The sequence below is a fragment of the Actinocatenispora thailandica genome (assembly GCF_016865425.1).
Lineage (GTDB): Bacteria > Actinomycetota > Actinomycetes > Mycobacteriales > Micromonosporaceae > Actinocatenispora > Actinocatenispora thailandica.
The window spans coordinates 2,198,486-2,214,523 of record NZ_AP023355.1 but is presented as its reverse complement, the minus strand read 5'-3'; the positions used below and the strand labels follow the sequence as shown (position 1 = coordinate 2,214,523).

14 protein-coding genes are annotated in these 16,038 nt (G+C 73.6%); 9 read left to right on the top strand and 5 right to left on the bottom strand.

From position 1 onward, the window contains the following. Positions 1 to 115: 115 nt before the first annotated feature. Positions 116 to 1,351 carry a beta-ketoacyl-ACP synthase II gene (gene fabF / locus Athai_RS09815; RefSeq protein ID WP_203961215.1) on the top strand — a complete coding sequence of 412 codons (1,236 nt, stop codon included), beginning with the start codon at positions 116 to 118 and terminating at the stop codon, positions 1,349 to 1,351. A 67-nt stretch (positions 1,352 to 1,418) separates the two neighbouring features. Continuing rightward, on the top strand, positions 1,419 to 2,180 hold the full coding sequence (locus Athai_RS09810) for a class I SAM-dependent methyltransferase (RefSeq protein WP_203961214.1): 762 nt from the start codon (positions 1,419 to 1,421) through the stop codon (positions 2,178 to 2,180). Between the two features lie 48 nt (positions 2,181 to 2,228). Here the strand turns inward: Athai_RS09810 and Athai_RS09805 are convergent, their stop codons facing one another. Continuing rightward, positions 2,229 to 3,737: a sodium:solute symporter family protein gene (locus Athai_RS09805; RefSeq protein ID WP_203961213.1), complete on the bottom strand. Its 1,509-nt coding sequence runs from the start codon at positions 3,735 to 3,737 to the stop codon at positions 2,229 to 2,231. A gap of 168 nt (positions 3,738 to 3,905) precedes the next feature. Between Athai_RS09805 and Athai_RS09800 the strand changes: the two genes are divergently transcribed. Beyond that, complete coding sequence (locus Athai_RS09800) at positions 3,906 to 4,751, top strand: IclR family transcriptional regulator (RefSeq protein WP_203961212.1); 846 nt, start codon at positions 3,906 to 3,908, stop codon at positions 4,749 to 4,751. Positions 4,752 to 4,851: 100 nt separating this feature from the next. Beyond that, complete coding sequence (locus Athai_RS09795; RefSeq protein WP_239156836.1) at positions 4,852 to 5,658, top strand: NAD-dependent epimerase/dehydratase family protein; 807 nt, start codon at positions 4,852 to 4,854, stop codon at positions 5,656 to 5,658. Between the two features lie 127 nt (positions 5,659 to 5,785). Here the strand turns inward: Athai_RS09795 and Athai_RS09790 are convergent, their stop codons facing one another. Beyond that, entirely contained in the window at positions 5,786 to 6,232 is a 447-nt protein-coding gene (locus tag Athai_RS09790) for an EamA family transporter (protein ID WP_203961211.1), read from the bottom strand. A 184-nt stretch (positions 6,233 to 6,416) separates the two neighbouring features. Between Athai_RS09790 and Athai_RS09785 the strand changes: the two genes are divergently transcribed. Beyond that, positions 6,417 to 7,355, top strand: coding sequence for a threonine ammonia-lyase (locus Athai_RS09785; protein ID WP_203961210.1), 939 nt, complete (start codon positions 6,417 to 6,419; stop codon positions 7,353 to 7,355). A 43-nt stretch (positions 7,356 to 7,398) separates the two neighbouring features. Here Athai_RS09785 and Athai_RS09780 read toward each other — a convergent pair whose 3' ends face one another. Further along, a complete protein-coding gene (locus tag Athai_RS09780; RefSeq protein WP_203961209.1) occupies positions 7,399 to 9,135 on the bottom strand; it encodes an ABC transporter substrate-binding protein in 1,737 nt (578 codons plus the stop codon). Between the two features lie 249 nt (positions 9,136 to 9,384). Between Athai_RS09780 and Athai_RS09775 the strand changes: the two genes are divergently transcribed. The 4 genes from Athai_RS09775 (at position 9,385) to Athai_RS09760 (ending at position 13,361) form a co-directional block, all read left to right on the top strand. After that, positions 9,385 to 11,463, top strand: a complete 2,079-nt coding sequence (locus tag Athai_RS09775) for an MMPL family transporter (RefSeq protein ID WP_239156835.1) — start codon at positions 9,385 to 9,387, stop codon at positions 11,461 to 11,463. A gap of 91 nt (positions 11,464 to 11,554) precedes the next feature. Then, entirely contained in the window at positions 11,555 to 12,325 is a 771-nt protein-coding gene (locus tag Athai_RS09770) for a histidine kinase (RefSeq protein ID WP_203961208.1), read from the top strand. Beyond that, positions 12,313 to 12,747 carry a sensor histidine kinase gene (locus tag Athai_RS09765; protein WP_203961207.1) on the top strand — a complete coding sequence of 145 codons (435 nt, stop codon included), beginning with the start codon at positions 12,313 to 12,315 and terminating at the stop codon, positions 12,745 to 12,747. Before Athai_RS09770 ends, Athai_RS09765 begins: the two co-directional genes overlap by 13 nt. Continuing rightward, the gene (locus Athai_RS09760; protein WP_203961206.1) at positions 12,744 to 13,361 is read left to right on the top strand and encodes a response regulator; all 618 of its coding nucleotides are present in this window, start codon (positions 12,744 to 12,746) and stop codon (positions 13,359 to 13,361) included. The genes Athai_RS09765 and Athai_RS09760 overlap by 4 nt, the downstream gene beginning before the upstream one ends. A gap of 21 nt (positions 13,362 to 13,382) precedes the next feature. On the opposite strand, the gene Athai_RS09755 is transcribed toward Athai_RS09760, so the two are convergent. Beyond that, positions 13,383 to 15,101, bottom strand: coding sequence for a glycoside hydrolase family 3 protein (locus Athai_RS09755; protein WP_203961205.1), 1,719 nt, complete (start codon positions 15,099 to 15,101; stop codon positions 13,383 to 13,385). 177 nt (positions 15,102 to 15,278) lie between these two features. Next, complete coding sequence (locus tag Athai_RS09750; protein ID WP_203961204.1) at positions 15,279 to 15,770, bottom strand: DUF3145 domain-containing protein; 492 nt, start codon at positions 15,768 to 15,770, stop codon at positions 15,279 to 15,281. Positions 15,771 to 16,038 lie beyond the last annotated feature (268 nt).

Genomic DNA, 16,038 nt, shown 5'->3' with positions numbered 1-16,038 from the left:
CCGGCGGACCGCCGTCCCGTCCGCATTCCACGGCTGGTACGGCCGGATTCCACGGCTGGTACGCCGGCCGCACAGGCAGGCCGGTGACGATCGAAACGCTGGAGGCGACATCACGATGACGAGCCACTCCACACCGGAAGTGGTAGTCACCGGGCTCGGCGCGACGACCCCCCTCGGCGGGGACGTCGCGTCCACCTGGGAGGGCATGATCGCCGGCCGCTCCGGCATCCGGGCTCTGGACGCCGACTGGGCGGCCGAGCTGCCGGTGCGCATTGCCGGGCTGATGGTCGACGACCCGACCAACCACATCGACCGGGTGAAGGCCCGGCGGATGGACCGGTCCGAGCAGGCGGCCCTGGTCGCCGCGCGGCAGGCCTGGCGGGACGCCGGCCTGGACGAGGACGACCCGGACCGGGAACGGCTGGCGGTCAGCGTCGGTACCGGCATCGGCGGCGCGCGCACCCTGGTCGACCAGCACGACCGGCTGCTCGCCAAGGGGCCGCGGCTGGTCAGCCCGCACACCGTGCCGATGCTGATGCCGAACGGCCCGGCCGCCTACGTGGGGCTGGAGTTCCGGGTGCTCGGCGGCGTGCACTCGGCCGCGAGCGCCTGCGCGACCTCCTCGGAGGCGATCGCGCTGGGGCTGGACATCATCCGGTCCGGCCGGGCCGACGTGGTGCTGGCCGGCGGTACCGAGGCGGTGGCGTTCCCGCTGCCGATCGCCGGTTTCGCCGCGATGCGAGCGATGTCGACGCGCAACGACGAGCCGACCCGGGCGTCCCGCCCGTTCGACAAGGGCCGGGACGGGTTCGTCCTCGGCGAGGGTGCGGGCGTGGTGGTGCTGGAGCGTGCCGACCGGGCCGCCGCTCGCGGCGCGACGGTGTACGCGAAGCTCGCCGGTGCCGCGCTGACCTCCGACGGGTACGACATCGTGCAGCCGGACCCGGAAGGCACCCAGCAGGCGCGGGCGATGCGGCTGGCGATCGCCGACGCGGGGCTTTCCCCGGCCGACATCGCGCACGTCAACGCGCACGCCACCTCGACCCCGATCGGGGACATGGGTGAGATCGCCGCGATCCGCAAGGCGGTCGGCGAGCAGCCGGTGGTCACCTCGACGAAGTCGATGACCGGCCACCTGCTCGGCGCGGCCGGCGCGATCGAGTCGATCGCGACGATCCTCGCGGTACGGGACGGGATCGTGCCGCCGACCGTCAACCTGGACGACCCGGACGACGAGCTGACCCTCGACGTCGCGGCGAACGTCGCCCGCCGGATGGAGGTGCCGGCAGCACTGAACAACTCGTTCGGCTTCGGCGGTCACAACGCGGCACTCTGCTTCCAGCGCGTCTGACCGCGGCACGACGACGGCGGCCCTGTCCACGATGGACAGGGCCGCCGCACCCGTTTCGGGAGTACCGATGAAGCGCGTCGACTACGACGGACCCATCCACCGCCACTACCACGCCAGTCGCGCGCTCGGCCCGGCGGCGAGCGACACCTGGCTGTCCCGGTTCGCCGCCGCCCTGCCGGCCCGCCGGCCGCTGTCCGGGCTGGACCTCGGCTCCGGTACGGGCCGGTTCGCCCCGCTGCTGGCCGACGCGTTCGGACCGGTCACCGGGGTCGAGCCGGCGGCCGCGATGCGCTCCGTCGCGGAGCGCGAGTCGGCCCACCCGCGCGTCCGCTACCTCGCCGGTTCGGCCACCGCGATCCCGGCCGCCGACCGCGAGTTCGACTTCGGGCTGCTGTTTCTGGTGTGGCACCACGTGGCGGACCCGCCCGCCGCGGCCCGGGAGCTCGCCCGGGTGCTGCGGCCGGGCGGCACGCTGCTGCTGCGCGCCCAGTTCAGCGACCGGATGCCGGACATCTGGTGGCTGCGGCACTTCCCGGGCGGGCCGGAACTGGACGCCACGATGTACCGGCCGCTGGCCGACGAGATCGCGACGTTCGAGGCCGCCGGTTTCGCCGCGTCGCCCGGCCTGCAGGTCGTTGCCGAACCGTCCACCACGACCCGGGCGCAGCGGCTCGCCCAGCTGCGGCAGCGTTCCCAGTCGGTGTTCGAGCTGATGTCCGCCGACCAGCTCGCAGCCGGTTTCGCGGCGCTGGAGCGGGCGGTCGCGGCCGACCCGGACGGCGCGGTGCCGGACACCGAGGCGACGCTGCTCGTGCTGACCCGTACCTGAACCGCCCCGGCGCGGCCCACGGCGCCGCACCGCCGGGAGGTCCCGGTCTCAGCCGCCGGTGGCGGGCGCGGGGGCCGGCTCGACGGGTTCGCCGGTGTCGTCGTGGCCGACCACGGCGAGCATCTCGTCGGTACCGGGCCGGCGTTCCGAGGCGATCCGCCCGAGCCCGACGTAGACCACCAGCGAGGTCAGGATCGGGGTGGCGACCACGACCACCTGGCTGCTCGGGATCACGTAGTAGACCAGCACGTAGGCGGCGAGGCCGGCGGCCCAGGAGGCGATCGCGGCGCGCGAACCGCTGTGCCGGAACCACGGCAGCATGCCCAGCAGCAGCGGGATCGAGATCGGACCCATCAGCGCGGCCACCCAGGACACCACGATCGCCAGCACGCCGCCGAGGTTGGCCGACTGGGTCGCGACCAGCATGCTCAGCGCCACGAACACGACGGTGACCACCCGGGCGGTGGTGAGGCTGCCGCGGTGGGCGCGGTGTCGCAGCCGGCTGGTGATCACCGGCAGCATGTCGCGGGTGACCACCGACGAGATGGCGTTCGCGTCGGACGAGGCCATCGCCATGGTGTGGGAGAACATCCCGGCCAGTACCAGCCCGATCAGCCCGTGCGGCAGGAACGTCGTGGCCATCACCGCGTACGAGGTGGTGGCGTCGTCGACGTGCACCAGCAGCGGCGAGGCGAACATCGGGAACATCAGCACGATGGGCCACAGCAGGTAGAGCAGCGAGGACAGCCGGGCGGTGCGGCGGGCGGCGGGCGCGCCCTCGGCGGCCATGTACCGCTGCGCCAGGTTCCACATCCCGCCGTTGTACTCGATCGTCTTCTCCAGCACGTACACCAGCAGGAACACGGTGGTGTACTTGGAGGTGGTGGGTGACAGGTGGCCGTGCGGCAGCTGGCCCCACATGGTCCAGATCGCCGAGATGCCGCCGAGTTTGCCGAGCACCACGACGATCATCACGATCGCGGCGATGGCCTGGATGACGAACTGGCCGAAGTCGGTGAGCGCGTCGGCCCACAGCCCGCCGGCCGTGCAGTAGACCAGCGTGATCACCCCGGTGATCAGGATGCCCCAGGTCAGCGGTACCCCGGCGAACACGTTGAGCACCACCGAGATGGCCGCCCACTTGCTCGCCACGTCGAACACCTTCAGCAGCGCGCCGCTCCAGGCGAGCAGCTGCTGGGTGGTCACGTTGTACCGCCGGGCGAGGAACTCCAGCGGCGAGGCCACGTGGTACTTGCTGCGCAACCGGTTCCAGCGTGGCGCGAACAGCCAACTGCCGATGCCGACGCCGATTCCGATGGTGGCGAATCCCCAGAAGTAGATGGTGATCCCGTCGGTGTAGGCGACCGCGGCGTACGCGACGAACAGCACCGCGCTGTAGCCGGACATGTGATGCGAGATCCCGGCGAGCCACCACGGCATCCGGCCACCGGCGGTGAAGTAGTCGCTGACGTTGCCGATGCGCCGGTGCGACCACAGGCCGATCAGCACCATGACGCCGAAGTAGCCGGCGAGGACCGTCCAGTCGAGTGCGTGCACGATTCCACCCTCTTCGGGGTTGTCCACATATCTGAACGAAGTCTGAACTGTGAACCAATGTCGTGTACGAGAATCCTGCCGGAGAAGCTAGTGTTGGGTCACGTGCCTGTCAATGCACGAATCGGGCCGGGGCACGGTGATGGGCGGTCCGACCGCGAAGGGAGCGCCATGGCACGGCAGGCACCGGATACGGCGACGCAGCGCGCCCAGCGGGCAGCGGGCGCGGAGCCGGCCGGGGATCGGCTGGTCGAGTCCGGCGCCGGGGTGAAGTCCGCCCGGCGGGCGATCGAGTTGCTCGAGACGTTCGCCGCGGACCGCGCCTGGACCTCGCTGTCGGACCTGCACGCCCGCACCGGGGTGCCCCGCTCCAGCCTGCACGGCCTGCTGCGCACCCTGCACGATCTGGGCTGGATCGAGTCCGACGACGGCGGTACCCGGTTCCGGCTCGGGGTGCGGGCGCTGATCTGCGGCACCGCCTACCTCGACCGCGACCCGGCCCTGCCGTACGTCACCGACGCGCTGGAGCGGCTGCGCGAACGGTCCGGTTTCACCACGCACTACGCCCGCCGCAGCGGCGACCAGGTGGTGTACCTGGAGACCCGGGAGTCGCGGCACTCGGTGCACCTGATCTCCCGGGTCGGCCGAACCCTGCCGGCGCACGCCACCGCGCTGGGCAAGGCGCTGCTGGCCGAGCTGACCGACGACGAGATCGCCCGGCTGCTGCCCGCCCGGCTGCCGGCGCTGACCGAACACACCGTCACCAGCCGGGAGGGCCTGTGCACCGAACTGGCCGGCGTCCGCGCCCAGGGGTACGCGACCGAGTCGGAGCAGGGCACGCCCGGGGTGGCGTGCGCCGCCGTCGCGATCGGCTACCGGATCCCCGCCACCGACGCGTTGAGCTGCTCGATGCCGGTCGCCAAGGCCACCGACGCCACGGTACGGCGGGTCTGCGGGCTGCTGCGGGAGATCACCGAGGAGCTCGGCGCCCAGCTGCGCCGCGCCGGCATCCGATGACCCGGTACGAGTCGACCGGGTTCGGCTCGCCCGGCTCGGCAACGCCTGCCGCGCAACGGATCGGACCCGCTTGCCGGGCAACGGAAGGGACGGGTCGATCGTGACCGAGACGGTACTTGTCACCGGCGCCGCCGGTACCGTGGGCGCGCTGCTGCGGCCCCGGCTGGCCCGCCCGGGTCGACGGCTGCGGCTGCTGGACCGCGCCGAGCAGCCGCCGGCGGGCCCGGGCGAGCAGGTGGAACTGGTCACCGCGTCGGTGACCGACCTGGCCGCGATGACGGCGGCGTGCCGCGGCGCGGCGGCGCTGATCCATCTGGGCGGGATCAGCCGGGAGGCACCGTGGGAGCAGATCCTCGCGGTCAACATCGACGGCACCCGGACCGTTCTGGAGGCCGCGCGGCTGGCCGGCGTACCTCGGGTGATCCTCGCGTCCAGCAACCACGCGGTGGGGATGCGGCCGGTCAGCGATGCCGGCGACGCCGGCTTCCCGGCCGAGTCGACGCCGCGCCCGGACACCTACTACGGCGTGAGCAAGGTGGCGGTCGAGGCGCTGGGTAGCCTGTACCACGACCGGTTCGGGCTGGACGTGGTGTGCATCCGGATCGGCTCCTGCTTCCCCGAGCCGCCGGGCATCCGCGGCCTCGCGACGTGGCTGTCGCCGGACGACGGGGCCCGGCTGTTCGAGGCGTGCCTGTCCGCGCCGAGCCCGGGTTTCCGGGTGGTGTGGGGTGCGTCCGCGAACACCCGCGGGCACTACTCGCTGGCCGAGGCGCGGGCGCTCGGCTACTCGCCCCGCGACGACGCGGAACGGTTCGCCGAGCGGATCCTCGCCGAGTCGTCCCCGGCGCCCGGCGACGAGCTGCTCGGCGGCGGCTTCACCACCACCCCGGTCGGCGAACCGAACTGAACTGGTCCGCCGGGTGCACCCGCGGCGCGCCACGGCCGGGCTCATCCGGCGGCGATGAACACGATGGCGGCGCCGGCGGCGACCAGCCCGACGGCCTGACCGCGGGAGAGTCGTTCGCGCATCAGGGTCAGCCCGACCAGCACCGGGATCGCCGGCGACCGGCGTTCGGCCCCCGCGAAACCAACCACAGTGCGGGCAGCGCGGCGGCGATGCCGCACCAGGCCAGCGGTGAGGGCCGATTGCCCAGCAGCGCGACGCCGGTCAGGACCGGCAGTGCGACCCCGGCGACGTCGCTGAGCGGGACCACGATGCTCAGGTTGCCGCGGCTCATGCCGCGGTACAGGTAGCTGATTCCGACACCGGTACCCAGCCCGGACAGCGCGCCCCGGCCCAGTGCCGTCGGCGCGACGTGCCGGGCGCCGATCAGCAGGGCGGCGGCGAGCACCAGCAGCGTGCCGCCGATCTGGCCGGTCAGCGCCACCGCGAAGCTGCCGGAACGCCGGGCCAGCAGCGCGCTGAGGACGTGGTTCGTACCGAAACAGACCGCGGCGGCCAACGCCAACAGTTCACCCATGGCCACCCCGGTACCGGCTCGCCTCCGCCGGCACGGCGACCCGAACGGATGCCTCGTCCGAACCGGCGGGTATCCCGTTGGCGGCTGCCCATGACCCGGGCACCGAAACGTCCCGATCAGGATTCGGCGGCGGCGATCAGGACCGTACTGCACCGGCCGGTACGCGACCGGCGAGACTGGGCGGATGAACCTCAACGACGTACTGCGGGCCGGCCGGGCGATCGCCGGGGTGCTGCCACCGACCCCGGCCTGGTCGTACCCGCTGTTGGACGAGGCGACCGGGGCGCGGGTGGTCGTCAAGCACGAGCACGTGCAGCCGACCGGCGCGTTCAAGGTCCGCGGCGGCGTCGCGCTGCTCGCCGGGATGTCCGCCGCCGACCGGGCCCGCGGCGTCGTCACCTACTCGACCGGCAACCACGCCCAGTCGATCGCCTACGCGTGCCGGCGCTTCGGCGCGCCGTGCCGGATCGTCATGCCGGCGAATCCGAACCCGACCAAGCTCGCCGCGGTACGGGCGTTGGGCGCGCGGGCCGACTGCCACGGCGCCGATCTGACCGCGGCGCAGCGGTACGCGGAGGCGACCGCGAACGGCATGCGGCTGGTCGGGCCGGCCCACGAGCCGGACCTGATCGCCGGGGTCGGCACCGCCTACATCGAACTGTTCACCGCGCACCCGGACCTCGACGCGCTGCTGGTCCCGGTCGGTGGCGGCTCCGGCGCCGCCGCGGCCGGCGTGGTCGGCGCCGCGTTGGCGCCGGGTTGCGAGGTGATCGGCGTGCAGTCGGACGCCTCCCCCGCCGCGTACGAGTCGTGGCGCGCCGGCGAGCCGGTCGACGCGCCGAACCGTACCGTCGCGGAGGGGCTCGCCACCGGCAGCGGTTTCCCGCTCACCCAGCAGCTGCTGCGCGCCCACCTGCACGACTTCGTGCTGGTGTCCGACGAGCAGCTGCGTGCCGCCCAGCACGTGCTGCTGACCCGGGCGCACACGCTGGCCGAGGCGGCGGGTGCCGCCGGCCTCGCCGCGCTGCTCGCCGACCCGGACCGGTACGCCGGCCGCCGGGTCGGCATCGTCGTCACCGGCGGGAACGCCGGCCCGGCGGAGCTGTCGGCGGTGCTGGGTTGACCGGTCGCCCGGGCGAGTCCGGTGACCCGTCCGGGCACCGCGCTCACCGCCGGACGTAGAGGTTCAGGAACGACTCGGCGCCGGTGGAGGACAGCAACGCGCCGCCGATCTTCGAGCCGTGCAACAGGAACGACTGCTGGTAGTACAGCGGGACGACCGGGGCGTAGCTGGAGATCATCTGCTTCTCCAGCGCCGACCACCGCGGCCCCGCCTTCGCCGCGGGCAGCTGGTTCAGCTCGTCGATGTGCTTGTCGATGGACGGCTGCTCGAAGTAGGCGGTGTCGTTGTTTCCGTTGGGCCGGATGGAGCGGCCGTCGAACAGCACCGGGATCGTCGCCGCTCCCGACGGCCAGTCCGCACCCCACCCGGTCTGGTAGAAGTCGTACTTCGGGTGCTTGCCGAGCGCGGTGTTGTAGCTGGTGGCATCCAGCGCTCGCAACACGACCTTGAACCCGGCCCGCTGGAACATCTGCTGCACCAGCGGCGCCTCCCGCTGGTTGACCGCGCTGTTCGCGTAGGCGTACGTGAGGGTGGGGTGGCGGCCGTTCAGCAGCTTCTTCGCCTTCGCCAGGTTGCCGTGCGCGCCGGCCGGGAACGCGTCGAAATTCTGCCAGCCGGCGACCGTCGGCGACAGCAGCGTGGTCGCCGGCCGCGCCGCCCGCGGCCCGCCGAGTACCTGCACGATCGCGCCCCGGTCCACCGCGTACGACATGGCCTTGCGCACGGTGGGGTCGGTGATCCGCTCGCAGTTGATCGCGAAGTAGAAGGTGAAGCCGTTGGAGCCGGTCAGCGATCGCTTCATCGCCGCGGGGTTCTTCTGCACCTCGGGGATCAGCGACTGCGGCACCTGCGCGGTCGACAGCGCGGTCCGGTCGGTGCCGTTGTCGGCGACCAGCCGGTTGGTCTGCTCGACGTCGCTCGCACCCAGATCGACCTCGATCGTGTCCGGGTAGTCGTGCCGCACCGGGTCGGTCTTCGCGTCCCAGTACCTGTTGCGCACCAGCACCAGCTTGCTGTCCCGCTGGTAGCTTTCGATCTTGTACGGCCCGGACGAGAACGGATGCCGGTCGTACTTCGTGCCGGTGTCCTTGCTCGCCGGTACCGGCACGGTCTCGGCCATCGCCGCGGCGTACGGCAGGTCGCAGTGCGACTGCGGGAAGTGGAACGTCAGGGTGTCGCCGGAGACGGTCAGGTTGGGCGGCAGCGCCTGCCCACCGTCGTACGGCCCCCGGTAGTCGGCGTTGTAGACCTGCTTGCCGGTCAGCCACTGCTGGATGTAGTGCGGCCCCTCGGACAGCTCGGGCGAGAACGACCGGGCGATGCCGTGTGCCACGTCGGCGGCGGTGATCGCCGACCCGTCCTCGTACCGCATGCCCTTCTTGATCGTGTACCGCCAGACCCGGCAGTCGCCGTGCACGTCGGTGCCGGGGTTGGTGGCGAGGTCGCCGACCAGCTTGGCGTTCCTGCCGCTGGGGGTGAAGGCGGTCAGCGTGCGGGTGAACAGCTGCTCGATGATGCCGGCGTTGGACACGTAGGTGCGCTGCGGGTCCAGGTGCTCGTAGTCCTTCTCCTGCAGGATGTGCACGGTGCCGCCGGAGGTGGCGCCGGGGACCGCCGGCGCCGGCCCGAGGGAGTCTTTCGGGTCGGTGGAGATGGTGGCGTGGTAGGTGCGCGACGCGTCCGGTTTCGCGTCGGTACCGGTGTTCTTGCTGCAGGCGCCGGTCAGCCCCGCCGCCAGCACGACGGCGCCCAGGGCGGCGACGCCTCGTCCGATCCGCATGACGCTCCTCCTCGGTTGGATGCCGGCCTGCCCCGGCGTATGACAGCGTTGTCAACGGGTCGGAACCGGCCTATCCCGCACAGCACTCATCTCACCACGTAAGACGCAGAGCACCGATTACCGGCGGTGCATCACGGCCCGGCTGCAACTTTCGTTGGGGACGATGCCCCATCTTTCGCGCCAGGTACCCGACCGAATGTCCGATTAGCGTTGCCACCGGTCGAGACGAACGAGCGAGGTCGGGGTGCGATGACGGAGGCGTGGCGGCGGCTCGCCGCGGTACTGACGGGCCGCCGGAGCCGGTGGCTGGTCATGGTGTTCGGGCTGCTCGCGGCCGCCGCAGTGAGCGGCGCGCTGGCCGGCGCGACGCCGCCCGGCGCCGCGCAGGCGCTGCCGACCGGTTCCGAGTCCGCGCAGGTACGCCAGCTCGAGCAGCGGTTCCCGCAGCACGAACTCGCCCCGGTGGTCGTGGTCGTCAGCCGGTCCGACGGCGGCCGGCTCACCGGCGCCGACCTGGCCGCCGCCGACCGGCTCGGTACCGCGCTGGGCCGCCAGGTCGGCCAGCACGCGTCCGGGCCGATCAGGTCCGCGGACCGGCAGGCGGCCGTGGTGAACGTGCCGGTGGACGCCGACCGGTCGAACGCCGAGATCGGCGACACCATCGCGCGGCTCCGCGGCACCGCGCACCGCGTCGTGCCGGACCAGCTGAGCGTCCAGATCACCGGCGGACCGGCATTCGGCGCCGACATCGCCGCGGCCTTCGACGGCGCGAACGTCACCCTGCTCGCCGTCACGATCGGGATCGTCGCGGTGCTGCTGCTGGTCACCTACCGGTCACCGATCCTCTGGCTGGTACCGCTGGCGGTGGTCGGCCTCGCCGACCAGGTGGCCGCCCGTGTCACCGCCGCTCTCGGCGCCGCCGCCGACCTGCAGTTCGACGCCGGCATCATCAGCGTGCTGGTGTTCGGCGCCGGCACCAACTACGCGCTGCTGCTGATTTCCCGCTACCGCGAGGAGCTGTACCGCAGCGCCGACCACCGGACGGCACTCGCCGCCGCCGTCCGGGGCACCGGCCCGGCGATCCTCGCCAGCAACGTCACCGTGGTCGCCGCGCTGCTGACACTGCTGCTCGCGACGATGCCCAACACCCGCGGGCTCGGCGTCGCCGCCGCGGTCGGCCTCGCCATCGCGCTGCTGTTCGTACTGGTCCTGCTGCCCGCCGCGCTCGCGGTCTGCGGCCGACGGCTGTTCTGGCCGTTCGTCCCGCACCCCGGCGCCGCGCCGGCGCGGGCGGGCGGGTTCTGGCGGCGGACGGCCGGCGGCGTCACCCGGCGGCCCGCCCTGGTGGTGGCCGCCTCCCTGGTCGTCCTCGCGATCCTGGCCGGCGGGCTGCTCGGCACCCGGGTGGGGCTCAGCCAGCTGGAGCAGTTCCGCGTCTCGTCCCAGTCCGCCACCGGGCTGCGGGTACTGGCACGGCACTTCCCCGCCGGCGAGTCCGCGCCGCTGGTCGTGGTGGCCCGCGCCGGCGCGGCACCGGCGGTGACCGCGGCGGCTCGGCAACTCCCCGGCGTGCAGGTACGGCCGGCCGGCAGCTCGCCGGACGGGCTGGTCAAGCTGACCGTCGTCGACGCCGCCCAGCCGGGCAGCGCCGCCAGCCTGGACACCGTACGGCGGCTGCGCGCCGCGGTGCACGCGGTGCCGGGCGCGCAGGCGAAGGTGGGCGGCCAGACCGCGCAGGACCTGGACGTGCGGGACGCGTTCCACCACGACCTGCGCACGATCGCGCCGCTGATCCTCGCGGTCGCCCTGGTACTGCTGGTACTGCTGCTCCGCTCGCTGGTCGCGCCGGTGCTGCTGGTGGCCGTCAACCTGGCGTCGGCGATCGCCGCGATCGGCGCCGGTACGTTCGTCGGTACTCGGCTGTTCGGGTTCCCCGCGCTGGACGTGAACGTCCCGCTGGTCGCGTTCCTGTTCCTGGTGGCGCTGGGCATCGACTACACGATCTTCCTGGCACACCGCACCCGGCAGGAGTCCGCCGCGCGGGGCACCCGGGCCGGCGTGATCGCCGCGATCGGCCGCACCGGCGGGGTGATCACCAGCGCCGGCGTGGTGCTGGCGGCGGTGTTCGCCGCGCTCGGCGTGCTGCCGCTGACCACGCTCGCGCAGCTCGGCCTGATCGTCGGCCTCGGCGTCCTGATCGACACCCTGCTGGTCCGGACGATCGTGGTACCGGCGGTGTTCGCACTGGTCGGCGACCGGATCTGGTGGCCGTCCCGGCCGCACCGCCCGGACCGCGAACCCGAGCTGGTCGCCGCCGCCAATGGCTGAGGCTCGGGCCGGCGACGCGCCCGTCGCGCCCGCCCGGGGGCGGGCGAACGGTCCCGGCCGCCGGGCAGCGCCGGCTAGCGTGAGCAGCACCATGGCTGTCCGCCCGTCCCGCTCGATGGCGTTGCTGCTGCTGCGCCGCAGCGAACACGTCCTGTTCCTCGGGCTGCTGGCGCTCGGCGCCGCCGGTACCGCCGGGGAGCCGGGCTGGCCGGTCCTGCTCGCCGGCACGGTGCTGGTCGCCGGCTGGTACGCGGCCGGTGTGGTGCTGGCCCGGCGCCGCGGCACCCGGGGGCTCGCGATCGGCTGGCTCGCCGTACTGGTCGCCGGGTGCGCGGCGCTCGCGCTCGGCTCGGCGAGCTTCGTCTGGCTGGCGTTCCCGCTGTTCCTGCTCGCCACCCAGCTGCTCCCGCTGGCCGCCTCGGTGCCGGTGGTGGCCGCGCTGACCGCCGGCACGATCGCGGTGATCGCCGCCGACCGGGACCGCTGGGACGCCGCCGCGGTGGTCGGTCCGGTCGTCGGAGCGCTGGTCGCGGTCATGATCACGGTCGTCTACCGGGACCTCGCCGACCAGCTACGCCAGCGGGCCGAGCTGCTCGACGAGCTGACCGCCGCGCAGGACCGGCTCGCCGCCTCGCAGCGGGACGCCGGGGTCCTCGCCGAACGGGAGCGGCTGGCCCGGGAGATCCACGACACCATCACCCAGAGCCTGACCAGCATCGTGCTGGTGCTGCGCACCGCCCGCCAGTCCGCGGTCACCGGGGCGGCCCGGCCGTACCGGAGCCGCTGGTCGACCAGCTCGACACGGCGATCGGGGCGGCCCGCGGCGCCCTCGCCGACACCCGGCGGTTGGTGCGCGACCTGACCCCGGCCGAACTCGCCGGCGCCTCGCTGCCCGACGCGCTCCGCCGCATCGTGGCCGACCAGCCCGGCGACCGTACCCGGCTGCACGTCGAGGGGGCGCCGGCCCCGCTGCCCACCCCGGTCGCGGTCACGCTGCTGCGCACCGCGCAGGAGGCGCTGGCGAACGCCCGGGCGCACGCCGCGGCGGGCCGCGTCGAGCTGACCCTCACGTACCTGCCGGACGCGGTCAGCCTCGACGTGGTCGACGACGGGGTCGGCTTCGACCCGGCCCGGCCGCTCGGCGGCACCAGCGGTACCGGGCTGGGCATCGGCGGAATGCGGGCGCGCGCCGACGAGGTCGGCGGCAGCCTGTCGATCGACACCGCGCCCGGCCGGGGTACCGCGGTCAACCTCACCGTGCCGCGGCAGGAGGACGTCCGATGATCCGGGTGCTGCTGGTCGACGACCATCCGGTGGTACGCGGCGGGCTGCGCGCGGCGCTCGGCGCCGACCCCGAGATCAGCGTGGTCGGCGAGGCGGCGAACGGCGCGGACGGTGTCGAGCAGGCCGCGGTACTGCGCCCCGACGTGGTGTTGATGGACCTGGCGCTGGGCGGCGGCATCGACGGCGCCCAGGCGACCGATCTGATCCGCCACCAGCCCGACCCACCCCGGGTGCTGATCCTGACCACCTACGACCGGGACGCCGACATCCTGCCGGCGATCGCCGCCGGTGCTGCCGGTTACCTGCTCAAGGACGCCACGCCCGAGCAGTTGCTCGCCGCGGTGCACGACACCGCGGCCGGCCGTACCGTGCTGGCCCCGTCGGTGGCCACCCGGCTGGTGGAACGCGCCCGAACTCCGGAACCGGCGCTGACCCGGCGCGAGACGCAGATCCTGGCGATGGTCGCCGACGGGCTGTCCAACCAGGCGATCGGCCGCCGGTTGTTCATCACCGAGGCCACCGTCAAGTCGCACCTGGTGCAGGTGTACGCGAAGCTGCGGGCCGACAACCGCACCACCGCGGTCGCCGAGGCCCGCCGGCGCGGCATCCTCTGACCGCGGCCGGGACGAGACCGGTCAGCAGGCGGATCGGGGCAGGCCGGGCACCGCCACCGGGGAGCGGCCGGTCGCCCGCGCCCGGCCGGCGAGCACGTCGGCGACCGCGACCATCGACTCCTGGGTGGCGCCGAAGCTCGCCAGCACCGTCGGCGAGTGCACCTTCGCCGCCAGGTACGGCTCGTCCATCGCCACCGTGACCGCGGCGCCGGGCGACAGGTCGGCGGTGGTGTCGCCGTATCCGGTCAGCGCGACCTGGGTGCCGCCGGAGTCGCCGACCGACACCCCGTCGGCCCGCAGTGCCGCCGACAGCCAGGCGCGCTTCTGCTCGGTACCGCCGGTCACCCGCACCGTGCCGGACACCAGCGGGCCCGAACACCTGCCCCGCAGTACGGTCATCGCGGCCGCGGCCACCTGCCGGGCCACCTTCTCGTGCCCGGAGCTGTGCACGCTCGACGCGGCCGGTTGGTCGAACCGGGCCAGCCGCGCCCGCAGCGTCAACACCCGCTGCGCCGCCTCGACCAGCCGGGACCGGGGCAGCTGCCCGGACTTCAGAGCGGCGAGCAGTCCGTGCTGCGCGGCCGGCAGGTTCGGCGGCTCCAGCAGCAGGTCGTCGCCGGCGAGCAGGGCGTGCACCGCGGCCTGCCCACCGTCGTACCGATCGGTGATCGGCGCCATGTTGAGCGCGTCGGACACCACCACCCCGTCGTAGTGCAGCTGGTCGCGCAGCACGTCGTGCAGCAGCTTGTGGGACAGCGTGGCGGGCACCCCGGGGTCCACCGACTGCACGTCCAGGTGCCCGGCCATGATCAGCCAGCTGCCGGCCCCGACCGCGGCCCGGAACGGCGGCAGATCCTGCGCGTCGAGCTGCGCCCGGCTCTGCGTCAGGACCGGCATCGCGTGGTGGCTGTCGGTACTGGTGTGGCCGTGCCCGGGAAAGTGCTTGGGGCTGGCGGCGACGCCGGAGCCCTGCAGCCCGCCGACCGCCGCCGACACCTGGCCGGCGACCGCGGTCGGGTCCGAGCCGAACGAGCGCGACCCGATCACCGTGTTGCCCGGCCCACCGAGCACGTCCGCGTCCGGCGCGAAGTCCACGTTGACGCCCAGCGCGGCGAGTTCGGCGCCGGCCATCGACCACGCCGTGCGGGTCAGTTTCGGGTCGTGGGCGGCGCCGACACCCAGCCCGGTCGGCAGCGGGCTGATCCCGGTACCGATCCGCAGCACCGTGCCGAACTCCTGGTCGGTGCCGATCAGCATCGGCAACCCGGCGGTCCGGCCGGCCTGCTGCAGCCCGCCGGTCAGCCGCCGGACCTGCGCCGGCGTGGCGATGTTGCTGGTCGGGTTGGTCTCCGCGGTCGGGTCCGCGTCCCCACCGCCCTCGTTGACGAGCATCAGCCCGCCCAGGTGGTACTTGCGCACGATCCGCGCCGGGGTGTCGGCGCCGGCGATGCTGCGGTTGTGCGCGGCGGCCTGCCGGGACACCGAGTCGGCCCGGTATCCGTACGCCACCGGCATCAGCACCTGGCCGACCAGCTCGGCGTCCGACAGATGCCGGACCAGGTAGGCGGCCTGCTCGGCCGGGTCACCGGACGGGGTGGGGGTGGGCGCCGCGGATCGGTGCGGGTGGTTGCCGCCGGCGCCGGAGCCACCGTCGGCGCCGCAGCCGGCGGCGAGCAGCAGGCCGGCCAGCACGGCGGCGGCCACGGACAACGACCGGGAGGTACGGGAGGGGCGGGTCACGGCGAGTAGCACACCAGCCGGGCGGTCGCCGGGTTCCACCGGGGTCGCCCCCGCCGCCCGTACCGCGGCGGCGGCGCCGGGCTGCGGCGGCACCGGACCGCGGCGGCACCGGACCGCGGCGGCGCCGGACGGCTGGGTACGGCCGGCCGCGACGGCCCGGCCGTACCGGGGGGTTGGTCAGCCGACCTGGGTCAGCCAGGTGACCGGCGCACCGTCACCGGCGTGCCGGTACGGCTCCAGCTCGGTGTCCCAGGACGCGCCGAGCAGCCGCTCCAATCCGTGCGCGAGCGCCTCCGGACCGGCCGCGGTGGCCAGCAGCGAGCGCAACCGGTCCTCCGGTACGACGATGTCGCCGTTGGCGCTGACCGAGGCGCGGAAGATGCCGCGACCCGGCGCATACATGACGCGTTCGCCGTCGACGCCGGGGCTGGGTTCCTCGGTCACCTCGAACCGGAGCATCGCCCACTGCCGGAGGGCAGCGGCAAGCTCCGACCCGGTCCCGGCACGCCCGGACCACGAGCACTCGGCCCGCACGGTGGTCGGATCGGCGGGCTGCTGGGTCCACTCCAGTCGAACCGGCGTGCCCAGCACACGCGCGATAGCCCACTCGACGTGCGGGCACACGGCAGGCGGGCTCGAATGGACGTACACGACGCCTCTAGTCGGCACGATCGACCTCCCGGTTGACGAGGTGCGCCTTCCCCGCGTCCTCGCTCTACCAGGTGGTCGGAAACATGATGACTTGTGGCACTGGCGTTGCGCCAGCGTTCTGCGGATTTTGATGTTGTGGTTGTCTGCCGGCGGGTGGTAACGCTAGCGGAGTCGGGTTCGACGGGCGGGCCGAATGGTAACCGGAGTGGTCAAGATGACCCGGCGGTCCCCCATCCCGACCAAGCCGGTGCCGTACCGCATCGGATACGCTGGGATGCGGACGGGG